Origin of the sequence: Desulfomicrobium baculatum DSM 4028 (assembly GCF_000023225.1) — a bacterium.
In the GTDB taxonomy this organism is placed as follows: Bacteria; Desulfobacterota; Desulfovibrionia; order Desulfovibrionales; family Desulfomicrobiaceae; genus Desulfomicrobium; species Desulfomicrobium baculatum.
This window is the reverse complement of record NC_013173.1, coordinates 3,931,964-3,942,657: the sequence shown is the minus strand read 5'-3', so window position 1 is coordinate 3,942,657 and position 10,694 is coordinate 3,931,964. Positions and strand designations below refer to the sequence as shown.

General features: G+C 61.4%; 10 protein-coding genes. 2 read left to right on the top strand and 8 right to left on the bottom strand.

Annotated features, from left to right (window positions below):
- Nucleotides 1–274: 274 nt before the first annotated feature.
- From thyX to DBAC_RS17465, 6 genes are all read right to left on the bottom strand, one after another.
- Nucleotides 275–955 (bottom strand): FAD-dependent thymidylate synthase, encoded by a 681-nt coding sequence (gene thyX / locus DBAC_RS17490; protein ID WP_015775653.1) that lies wholly within the window; start codon nt 953–955, stop codon nt 275–277.
- A 97-nt stretch (nt 956–1,052) separates the two neighbouring features.
- Complete coding sequence (gene ruvB / locus DBAC_RS17485; protein WP_015775652.1) at nt 1,053–2,027, bottom strand: Holliday junction branch migration DNA helicase RuvB; 975 nt, start codon at nt 2,025–2,027, stop codon at nt 1,053–1,055.
- A gap of 1 nt (nt 2,028) precedes the next feature.
- The gene (ruvA, locus tag DBAC_RS17480; RefSeq protein WP_015775651.1) at nt 2,029–2,625 is read right to left on the bottom strand and encodes a Holliday junction branch migration protein RuvA; all 597 of its coding nucleotides are present in this window, start codon (nt 2,623–2,625) and stop codon (nt 2,029–2,031) included.
- A 9-nt stretch (nt 2,626–2,634) separates the two neighbouring features.
- Complete coding sequence (gene ruvC / locus DBAC_RS17475; protein ID WP_015775650.1) at nt 2,635–3,156, bottom strand: crossover junction endodeoxyribonuclease RuvC; 522 nt, start codon at nt 3,154–3,156, stop codon at nt 2,635–2,637.
- 9 nt (nt 3,157–3,165) lie between these two features.
- Nucleotides 3,166–3,906, bottom strand: a complete 741-nt coding sequence (locus tag DBAC_RS17470) for a YebC/PmpR family DNA-binding transcriptional regulator (protein ID WP_015775649.1) — start codon at nt 3,904–3,906, stop codon at nt 3,166–3,168.
- Nucleotides 3,907–3,924: 18 nt separating this feature from the next.
- Nucleotides 3,925–4,539 (bottom strand): RlmE family RNA methyltransferase, encoded by a 615-nt coding sequence (locus DBAC_RS17465; protein WP_015775648.1) that lies wholly within the window; start codon nt 4,537–4,539, stop codon nt 3,925–3,927.
- Nucleotides 4,540–4,587: 48 nt separating this feature from the next.
- On the opposite strand from DBAC_RS17465, the gene DBAC_RS17460 reads away from it, so the two are divergent.
- Nucleotides 4,588–6,060: a glycosyltransferase family protein gene (locus DBAC_RS17460; protein ID WP_015775647.1), complete on the top strand. Its 1,473-nt coding sequence runs from the start codon at nt 4,588–4,590 to the stop codon at nt 6,058–6,060.
- A gap of 89 nt (nt 6,061–6,149) precedes the next feature.
- Here DBAC_RS17460 and DBAC_RS17455 read toward each other — a convergent pair whose 3' ends face one another.
- Together DBAC_RS17455 and DBAC_RS17450 are read right to left on the bottom strand one after the other, a co-directional pair.
- Nucleotides 6,150–7,175 (bottom strand): GGDEF domain-containing protein, encoded by a 1,026-nt coding sequence (locus DBAC_RS17455; RefSeq protein ID WP_050762125.1) that lies wholly within the window; start codon nt 7,173–7,175, stop codon nt 6,150–6,152.
- A 24-nt stretch (nt 7,176–7,199) separates the two neighbouring features.
- Nucleotides 7,200–7,778 (bottom strand): flavin reductase family protein, encoded by a 579-nt coding sequence (locus tag DBAC_RS17450; protein ID WP_015775645.1) that lies wholly within the window; start codon nt 7,776–7,778, stop codon nt 7,200–7,202.
- 123 nt (nt 7,779–7,901) lie between these two features.
- Between DBAC_RS17450 and uvrA the strand changes: the two genes are divergently transcribed.
- Nucleotides 7,902–10,643 carry an excinuclease ABC subunit UvrA gene (gene uvrA, locus DBAC_RS17445; protein ID WP_015775644.1) on the top strand — a complete coding sequence of 914 codons (2,742 nt, stop codon included), beginning with the start codon at nt 7,902–7,904 and terminating at the stop codon, nt 10,641–10,643.
- Nucleotides 10,644–10,694: the final 51 nt, after the last annotated feature.

Genomic DNA, 10,694 nt, shown 5'->3' with positions numbered 1-10,694 from the left:
TTAAATATAGTATACTCAAATATTAGTATAAAATATTAATTACGGACCAAGGTCATTATGCCCTTGACTCTGAAAAAATCCCGGGTCGGCCAAAAAAATAGATGAGAACGCTCCGAATTTCCTGCAACAGAAAGGCAAAAAGGGGATTTGCTCTTCCTAGGGCTTGTTTCCGAGCCATCCTACGATCCTGTCGGACAATTCCTCACATACCACAACAAAAAAAGGGCACGTTTCTTGAACATGCCCTTAACGATACCTTAAGTGCGTAAAAATTTCAGTACAAGCGGGCGGCGGCACCCTGGGAGTCCAGTTCGGCGAGGGCCTCGGCAAAACGCTCTCCCAGATCGTCGAAAAGCAGGGGAATGCGTTGCTGAAATGCGCTCATCAGCGGGAGCATGACCTGGCGCATCTGGGGGTGGGCAGCCTTGTCGCAACGCAACTTGAAAATGTGTCGCCACTCCCGGATGTTGGCCGTAGTCACGATCTCGGTCTTGAGGCTGTTGGGCAGGACGCTTCTGGCCTCCTGTGCCGTGGCCCCGGCATCGACCAGACGCAGATAGGCGTCCTCGCAAGCCTGCATGGCGGACAGCCACAATGCGTAACGGGCGTCATCCTCGGCCCAGAAAAATGGACGGATCACCGTGATCTCGCGACCGAACTTGTCCTGGGCGTAGTTGGCGTAGCGGGTGCTTTCCTGCGAAAAGGCGCACAGACGGTGGCGGACCAGTTCATGGGTCACGCCCCTGTCGCAGACGATACGAACTGTAACGCTGATGTGCTCCAAAACACTGTCATGGCCCAGACGCACGATGCGGGAGAGAAGCTTGCGGGCCGAATCCGGGCTGGATTTGTCTTCGGATTTGTAACAGGTCCGGGCCGCCAGTTCGAGGTGGCTCAGGACAAACTCGCCGTCGGGCAGGTGCATGAAGGAAAAACACGGATCAATAACTTTCATGGCTCCTCGCTGGACTGAAGTGATGACAGGTCAAAAATGGTGCCGGACAAGACCGGTCACCGGGGCATTTTCCTTGCCGCCAAAAAGGCGTTCCGGCCTATTCGCCGCGCAGCTTCAGCCCGCCGTCGATGTGCTGGTAGGCTTTGGGCGTGACCACCCGGCCCCGGGGGGTGCGCTTCAAAAAACCGCACTGGATCAGGTAGGGTTCGTAGATGTCCTCGATGGTCCGCACCTCTTCGGAGCAGGCCGCCGCAATGGTCTTCACGCCCACGGGCCCGCCGCCGAAATGATCGATGATGCATTCCAGGATCTTGCGGTCCATCATGTCCAGGCCACGCGAATCCACATCCATGATGTCAAGGCCCTTGGCCGCCACCTCCGCGTCGATGACCGCGCTCCCGGCCACCTGGGCGTAGTCGGCCACACGGCGCAGCAACCGGTTGGCGATGCGCGGCGTGCCCCGTGAGCGTTTGCCTATCTCAAGCGCCCCGTCGGCGCTGATCTGCAGTCCCAGGATGCGGGCCGCGCGGGTCACGATCAGAGAAAGCTCCTGCGGATTGTAGAACTCCAGACGGCAGATGACCCCGAAACGGTCTCTCAACGGAGAGGTCAACAACCCGATGCGGGTCGTGGCCCCAACCAGGGTGAAGGGCTCCAGCTCGATCTTGACCGTACGTGCCCCTGGCCCCTGTCCGACAATGAGGTCGAGCTTGAAATCCTCCATTCCGGGGTAGAGAATTTCTTCGACCACGGGCGGCATGCGGTGGATCTCGTCGATGAAGAGCAGGTCGTGCCGGTTCAGGCTGGTCAGGATGGCGGCCAGATCTCCGCTGCGTTCCAATACCGGCCCGGAAGTGGAGACCAGGTTCACGCCCAGTTCGCTGGCCATGATCTGGGCCAGGGTGGTCTTGCCCAGGCCCGGATTGCCGTAGAGCAGGCAATGATCCAGCTGCTGGCCCCGTTCCTTGGCCGCCTGCAGATAGATCTTCAGGTTGCCGCGGACATCTTCCTGGCCGATGAAATCGTCCAGGGTGCGCGGACGGATGTGCTCTTCGATGGGGTTTTGAATCATACTATTTGGAAGCAAAAATCTTCAGAGCCTGCCGGATGGCGCTGCCCGCGTCCAGATCGGGCTCTTTTTCGAACACCACCCGCACCACCTCGTCCACTTCATGCCGCCCGTATCCCAGGGACACGAGCGCCGCCGCGCAATCCGCCGAAGCCGTGGGCGCCGGAGCGGTGCGGCCGGGAAGCAGGCTTGGAGAAGAAACAAGCTTGTCCTTCAGGTCCAGGAGCAGCCGTTTGGCCGTCTTGGCGCCGATTCCGGGCACACGGCTCAGGGCGGCCACGTCTTCCTTGGCGATGCAGGCTGCAAGTTCCGCCGGGGAATAGCATCCAAGCATGGCCAGGGCCGTCTTGGGACCGAGCTTGGGCGCGCCGAGCAGGGTCACGAAGGCCTGCCGCTCTTCCCAGGAGGAAAAAGCGAAGAGGGTCAAGGCGTCCTCGCGGACCAGGGTATGGACGAAAAGCCGGGCCGTATCACCGGCGCCGGGCAGGGCGGCCAACCCGTCCGAGGTCAAGTGGAGCTGATAGCCCACGCCCCCTGCGGTGAGCAGGACACAGGACTCTTCATCGCGGCGCAGGACCGTTCCTTCAAGATAGGCAATCATGGAGAGGAGCTATAGACGAGTTGCCCCGTTTTGACCAGCGGCCACGGCAGCCAGGAAACGGGAGTGATTCAGATGGCAAATGGCCAGGGCCAGGGCGTCGCCGGCATCCTCGGCCCAATCGGGCTTAACCCCCAGCAGCTGTCCGACCATGAAAGAGACCTGGCTCTTCTCCGCCCGGCCCGCTCCAACCAGGGATTTCTTGACCAGGGTGGGCTCGTAGCCGAAGACCTCGGCCCCGTGCACGCCGCAGGCTGCGAGCACAGCGCCCCGGGCCTGGCCGAGCTTGAGGGCCGAGGCCGAGTTGCGGGCAAAAAAAACATTCTCCACCGCGACCGCGTGTGGAGAATGTGCATGCAGCAGCTCCGAGATACGCGTGTACATGAGGCCCAGACGGGCGCTCATGGCCTCTTCGCCCGGTCGCACCACGCCCGCCTCGACCAGGGACAAAACCCCGGATCGCTCACGTACAAGGCCGTAACCCATGCAGCGTGACCCGGGGTCCACGCCCAGGATGATGCGCTCCATCGCCATGCGGCCGGGTTACATCTCCGCCAGGAGTTCTGTCGGCAGCTCGAAGTTGGCGTACACGTTCTGAACGTCGTCGTTGTCGTCCAGGGCATCATAAAGCTTCATGACCTTGCGGCCGGTGTCGACATCCACGGCCACGGTGTTCTGCGGAATGCGGTTCAGCCCGGAGCTCATGATCTCGATGCCCGCGGCCTCGAAAGCGCTTCTGGCGGTGTGGAAATCCTCGGCCGCGCAGAGCACCTGCCAGGAATCGTCGTCATCGAGCACATCCTCGACGCCGCCTTCAAGCCCTGCTTCCAGCAGCTGATCCTCGGTGTATTTTTCCTTGTCGAAGGCGAAGACGCCCTTGGTGTCGAACATCCAGGCTACGCAACCGGCCGCGCCCATGGAGCCGCCGTTCTTGCTCAGGATGTGACGCACTTCGGCCACGGTGCGGTTCCTGTTGTCCGTGACCGCCTCGATGAGAATGGCCACGCCGCCGGGAGCGTATCCTTCGTACATGATTTCTTCGAGCGCCTCGGAAGCCAGCTCACCCGTGCCTTTCTTGATGGCCGTATCGATCTTGTCCTTGGGCAGGTTCACGGCCTTGGCGGCATCAATGGCCGCGCGCAGGCGGGCGTTCATGTCCGGATCGCCGCCGCCCTTGGCCGCCAGAATGATCTCCTTGGTGACCTTGGTGAACATCTTGCCGCGCTTCAGATCCTGCCGTCCCTTGCGGTGCTGGATATTCTTCCATTTACTATGTCCTGCCATACAATCCTCCAAAAAAAGTTATGCGGGCGGGGCCTCGCTGGCCGCGGGAACAAAACCCAAACCCAGGATGAATATTTCCTTGCTCTCCGCCCGGCTGCTCTTGGGCTTGAACATGCCGACCTTGGCGAAACGGACTTTAAGAGACTGCACAAAAGGCTGCACATCCGGACCTTCGAAGACCTTGGCGATGAACGTGCCGCCGGAAGCCAGCCATTCCTCGGCCACGCCAAAGGCCGCCTCCACCAGTTGGATGGAGCGGGCCTGATCGGTGAATTTGGAGCCCGTGGTCTTCGGGGCCATGTCGCTCATGACTACGTCGAAAGGGGCAAGCGCCTGCAGGTGCCCGAGAAAAAGAGGAGTGCGGGCAAAGATGTCTTCCTGCAAAAAGGTCACCTGTTCCGGAAAACGGGTATCCGGCATGTTCAGGTCGATACCCAGCACCCGGCCTTCCGCGCCGACGCGTTCGGCGGCGTAAAGAGTCCAGGAACCGGGGCAGGCGCCGAGATCAAGCACTTTCTGGCCCTGGCGCAAGAGCTTGTGCGCCTTGTCCATTTCCTGAAGCTTGTATACGGAGCGGGCAGGATAATTGTCCTGCTTGGCCTTTTTGAAATAGTAATCGCGGTATTGTTTCATGCTTTTTATGACCGGGGCAGCATCCCGACCACCCAAGCGAGCGCCTTCATGCCAGCCAGACCCATACGTGTAAAGTTGAAAAACGAACTGGGGATTTCTACATCGCTCCCCGCAGGAGAGCAATGTTTTCATCTTTACGGCGAAGGCGCGGATCTGCTCATCACCTGTCCCGGTCCCGAACCTGGACTCTGCGCGCGGCACACCGGCAAAGCGAACCGCGTGTTCCTGTTGCGCGTGCCCGAAATCGACGGACAGATGCCAGGCTCATGGCACTCGGCCATCCCGCCCGAGTGGCACGACGTCACTCTCGCGCAGGCACGCGACCTCCTGCCCGGCATGCGCGTGTTGCACTACACCCCGGCAAGCCGCCTCTTTCCGTCCATTTTCGCGCCCCTGCTGGCCAGGCTTCGCCCGCTCCCGCAGACTCCGCCCGCCAAGAGCCTCTGGCTGCCCGGACCTGAGAATACCCTCATCATCCCGGAACTGGTCCATGCGGCAAAAGACCTCGGCTATACCTCCCGGCTTCTGCCCGCAAACCTTGCACAACAGGAGCTCTGCCGTCTGCTTGATCAGGAGCGACCAGGCCTCTTCCTGAGCGTCAACTTCCACGGCCTGGACCCGTACGGGGAAAACCAGGCCCTCTTGCAGGCGGCCGGAGTGCCCATAGCCGTCTGGTGCGTGGACAACCCCCTGCACCTGCTCACAAACCAGAAAAACCAGCTCTGGAAAAACCTGCCCCTCTTCGTCACCGACGACTGGTTCGTGGAGCCCTTGTGCGCCCTGGGGGCCGACGCACGGCACCTGCCCCTGGCCGCGAGCAGGCGCTTCTTCCCCCCCGGCCCCCCCTGTCCGACGGGAGAGGACCTGACCTTTGTCGGCCGTTCGGCCTTTCCGGACCGGGATCGCTTTTTCGCGGCCTGCCGCGTGCCACGCGAACTGGCCGAAGAGGCCGCTCGCTTGCCCGGACGCGAAGCGCATTTCGGCTGGTGGCGCGCAAAACTTCCCGATCATGCGCTGTGGCCGGGAAACGAGGTCCGAGTTCTCGGCCTGGGCGCGGAAACGGCCTCGGCCGCATGGCGGCAAGCGTGCCTCGCCGCGCTTGCAAAAGAGACCGACCTGACGATCGTCGGCGACGAACACTGGCAAACCCTGCTGCCCGGCGCCAAAATCCTGCCCCCCGTGGATTACTATGCGGGGCTGGCCGAGATATATCGCAGGGCGTCCTTTTCCCTGAACCTGACCAGCCTGCTCCTGCCCCACGGCCTGACCCAACGCCACTTCGACGTCTGGGCCTGCGGCGGCTTCCTGCTCACGGACGACACGCCCGGCATGAAAATATTCCCGCAGGAACTGGCCCGGGCGGTGACTTTCGCCTCGCCAAGCGAAGCGGCAAAGCTCCTGCGCTCTCTCGCCGCCGACCCGGGTGAGAAGGAAGAGCTGCGCCGGGCCTGGCAGGAACACATCGTGGCGGAACACGACTACTCCGCTCGACTGCGTATCATCCTCGCGGCAAGCCTCTGAAAGGCGGAACCGCCGCATCCACAGCATGCTCAAAAAAAAAAGCTCCCCGGCAAGGAGAGCTCTTCCACGGCGGATCCGCTTGTCGGCGTTCAGCGCTCGTTCATGGTGCAGACCCGGTTCCGCCCGCGCCCCTTGGCCCGGTACATGGCCTTGTCCGCTTCGTCGAGGAGCCGCGCTCCGGCCTCGTCGGCCCAATCCTTTTTCAATTCGGCCACGCCGATGGACACGGTGATCTTGATACCCTTCTGCAGCACCTGGCCGTTGTGGTCGCGGATGATGAAATTGTAGTCCTCGATGATGGTGCGCAGATTCTCGGCGTCTTCCGCGGCCTCGCCAAGTCCAACCCCAGGCAAAACGACCACGAACTCTTCTCCGCCGAAGCGGGCGGGAAAAAAGCTGCGGTTGGGGACGGTGCCGTATTTTTGCGCGTAGCCTGTCAGCTTGCTGGCCACGGTGACCAGGGCCTGATCCCCGATACGATGCCCGTAGGAATCGTTGAAGTCCTTGAAATGGTCGATGTCGAGAAACATGAGGCTCATGGGATTGCCCGTGACCATGTATTCGACCAGGGTCGTCTGGTAGTAGCGGTCAAAGGCCCGGCGGTTGCTGAGTTTGGTCAGGGAGTCCGTGTAGCTCATCTCGACCAGATCCCGTGTGTCCTGCTCCATGTGCGTAAGCACCTTCTCGAAAGCCGCCTTGATCCCAAGGACAATGTCCTCCAGGGCGTTCTGGTCCGTCACCGTGCTGATGGTCGTCTCCCGCAGATCGCGGACCTCCTTGGTCCGCAAAAGGTTCTGGGAGCGCACATGCTCAATGAGGACCACGGTCTCGCGAAACGTCTCCTCCAGCTTCTTGTTCCAGGGCTGGTAGAGAATCTGCTCCTTGCTGCGCACTATTTCCTTGAATTTCTTTTCGGAAAAATCCCCATCCCGCACGACGCCCATGACCAGGGCCTGCATCTGTCGTTTCTGTTCGGCGGAAAGGAAATCGTACTCCGAAAGGGAGCGCATGTAGAGAATGAGCGCCCCCCATTTGGAATTGGCCGGAACCCCCGCCTTGAGGAGGGACGTGACGACATCGTGCGAACAAAAGAAATTTTCGTGCTGAACGCTCATGACCCGACCCATTCGTGTTGATTGCTAACTCTTTTCCCCGAAGGAACGTCCGATCTCGAAAGCCTGGCCCACATACTCGCCCACGGTGTGATAGGCCCTGGTCACGGGGGTGAAGATGAGCGGCCTGACCTTGGCTGCGTCAGGATAGCCCTTCTCGTCGAGAACGTCCTCCTCCGCCTTGACATCGACGATTTCTCCGATGAACTGGATATGCATGCCGAGCTCCACGGTGCGCAGCAAGGCGCACTCGAGCACCAGAGGAAATTCTCCCACATAGGGGGCATCGACCAGCTCCGACCGCACCGGGGTCAGCCCCGTGGCCGCGAACTTGTCCACGTCTTTTCCCGATGCAATGCCGAAATAATCGGCCTGCGCCGCGAATCTGATCGAAGGCACACTGATGGTGAACGCACGACGGGCGAGAATGGACGCATAGCTGTGACGCTCTTCACGCAAGGAGACTGTGATACACGGCGGTTTGGAACAGCATATCCCACCCCAGGCCGCAGCCATGGCGTTGGCTCTGCCGTCTTCATCATAAGACCCGACAATCCACAACGGCGCTGGCTGGGCCAGCGTCTTTGCACCAAGCGAAATTTTCATCACTGTCTCCGTAATACAACACTGATCATCTTGCATTTTCACTGCCACTTGTCAGCCATTCTCATATGGTTATAAGAAGCATCCGTCAAATATCATCCTTCAACCGTACGCAACAGAGACTTCATGGACACCAAAGTCATACATATCGCCGGCGCGCGTCAGCATAATCTCAAGAACCTGACCCTGGACATCCCCCGCGACAAGCTGGTCGTGGTCTGCGGCCCCTCGGGTTCGGGCAAATCCACCCTGGCCTTCGACATCGTCTACGCCGAAGGCCAGCGGCGCTATGTCGAATCGCTGTCCGCCTACGCCCGCCAGTTCCTGCCGCAAATGGACAAGCCGGACATCGACCTCATCGAGGGTCTGACCCCGGCCATCTCCCTGGAACAGCAGACCCTGTCCAAAAACCCGCGCTCCACCGTGGCCACAGTCACGGAAATCTACGATTTTCTGCGCGTCTTCTACGCCCGCCTCGGCACGCCCTGCTGCCCCGACTGCGGGGTACCCATCGCGGCCCAGAGCAGCGACGAGATCATGGAACGCATCCTTGGCCTGCCGGAAGGGACAAAATTCATGATCCTGGCGCCCCTGGTCGACCACAAGAAGGGCACCCACGCGGATCTCTTCAAGAAGCTCAAGACCCAGGGCTTTGTTCGCGCCAGGATCAACGGCGAGGTGACGAACCTTGATCCGGTCCCGGAGCTGGGCAAAAACCTGAAGCACAGCATCGATCTGGTCGTGGACCGCCTGGTTTTGAAGCCCGACATGCGCAAGCGCCTGGCCGATTCCGTGGAGCTCGGCCTGAAAAGCGGCGAGGGACGGATCGTCGTCTCCATCATCGGCGGCGAGGACATCTTCTTCTCCACCGACGCCGTCTGCCCCAGATGCAGCCTAAGCCTTCCCAAACCCAGTCCTCAACTTTTCTCGTTCAACAGCCCGCAGGGAGCCTGCCCGCACTGCTCGGGCCTGGGTGCCGTCGAGTACTATGAGCCCATGCTGCTCGCGCCCAATGGTGGTCTGTCCCTGCGACAGGGGGCGATCCTGCCCTGGAAGGGCCGGGCTTTCGACCGCTACGCCCATGACCTGAGGGAACTGGGGCTCAAACACGGCTTCACCCTGGACACGCCGCTACAGAACTTCGGCCTTGATGCCCGGCAGGCCCTGTTCCACGGCGACGACAGGTGGCCGGGAGTGATCCATTTTCTCGAACAGGGCGGCGGTCTCGGCCACATCTGGCGCGACGAACTGGCCCGCTACCGCCAGACCATGAACTGCCCGTCCTGCCAGGGCGCGCGCCTGCGACCAGAGTCCCTGGCGGTGCGCATCGAAGGACTCAGCATCTTCGACTTCTGCTCGCTGCCCATCACCCGCGCCCTCGCCTGGCTGCAAGGCCTGAACTTTTCCGGCGTCAATGTGGAAATCAGCACCCCGCTCTTGAAAGAGCTCTGCCACCGCCTGGAATTCCTGGCCAACGTGGGGCTCGACTACATCAACCTGGCCCGCAACATGTCTACCCTGTCCGGCGGCGAGGCCCAGCGCATCCGTCTGGCCGGGCAGCTTGGCTCGGGCCTGGTCGGGGTGACCTACGTCCTGGATGAGCCCAGCATCGGTCTGCACCCGCGCGACAACCAGCGCCTCATAAACACCCTGCGCCAGCTCCAGGGGCGCGGCAACACCGTGCTCGTGGTCGAGCACGACGAGCCGACCATCCGCGCCGCCGACCATGTGCTGGAGCTTGGTCCCGGCTCGGGTTTTCTGGGCGGAGAGCTGGTCTTCGCCGGAACGCCCCATGATCTGGTGACCGTCTCCAAAAGCCTGACCGGTAAATACCTGCGCGGCGAACTGCGCATCGCCCGGCCCGCCCAGCGCAGGACCTCGGACCGGGCCATCACCCTGAGCGGCGTGACCACCAACAACCTGCGCGGCATCGACGCCCGCTTTCCCTTGGGCTCCCTGGTCTGCATCACCGGAGTCTCCGGCTCGGGCAAAAGCTCACTGGTCATGGACTCCCTCTACAAGCATCTGGCCCTGGCCCAGGGCCTCAAGGTGGACAGCCCCGGCACCATTGGCGGCATCGAGGGTGCAGGGGCCGTGGAAAAAATCATCTCCATCGACCAAAGCCCCATCGGCCGCACCCCTCGCTCCAACCCGGCCACCTACACCAAGATCTTCGATGAAATCCGGGCCATTTTCGCCGGCAGCAAAGACGCCAAAAAGCGCGGCTACAATGTCGGAAGATTCAGCTTCAACGTGCGCGGCGGCCGCTGCGAGGCCTGCCAGGGCGACGGGCAGATCCGGGTCGAGATGCATTTTCTGCCCGACGTGTTCGTGACCTGCGAGGTCTGCGGGGGCAAGCGCTACAACCGCGAGACCCTCGATATCCTGTACCGCGACAAGTCCATCGCCGACGTGCTGGACATGACCGTGAGACAGGCACGGCAATTCTTCGCCAACCACCCGGCCCTGGAACGCAAGCTCGGGGTGCTGGAGGAGGTGGGACTGGAATACATCCGCCTGGGCCAGCCCGCCACGACCCTGTCCGGCGGCGAGGCCCAGCGCATCAAGATCTCGCGCGAACTGGGCAAGAGGAGCCTGCCCGGCACCCTCTATATTCTGGACGAACCGACCACGGGCTTGCACATGCACGAGGTCGGCAAACTCATCAGCGTACTGCACACCCTGGTCGACAAAGGAGCCTCGGTCATCGTCATCGAGCACAACCTGGACGTGGTCGCGGCGGCTGACCACGTCATCGACCTCGGCCCCGGCGGAGGCGAAAACGGAGGCATCATCGTGGCCGAAGGCACCCCGGAGGAACTGAAACAAAACCCCGGCTCGGTCACGGGGCCTTTCCTTGAGTTGTGATCGAGGAGCATACTTGCCCAATGCAGAAGTCAGGGTTATGTTATGAAAAAT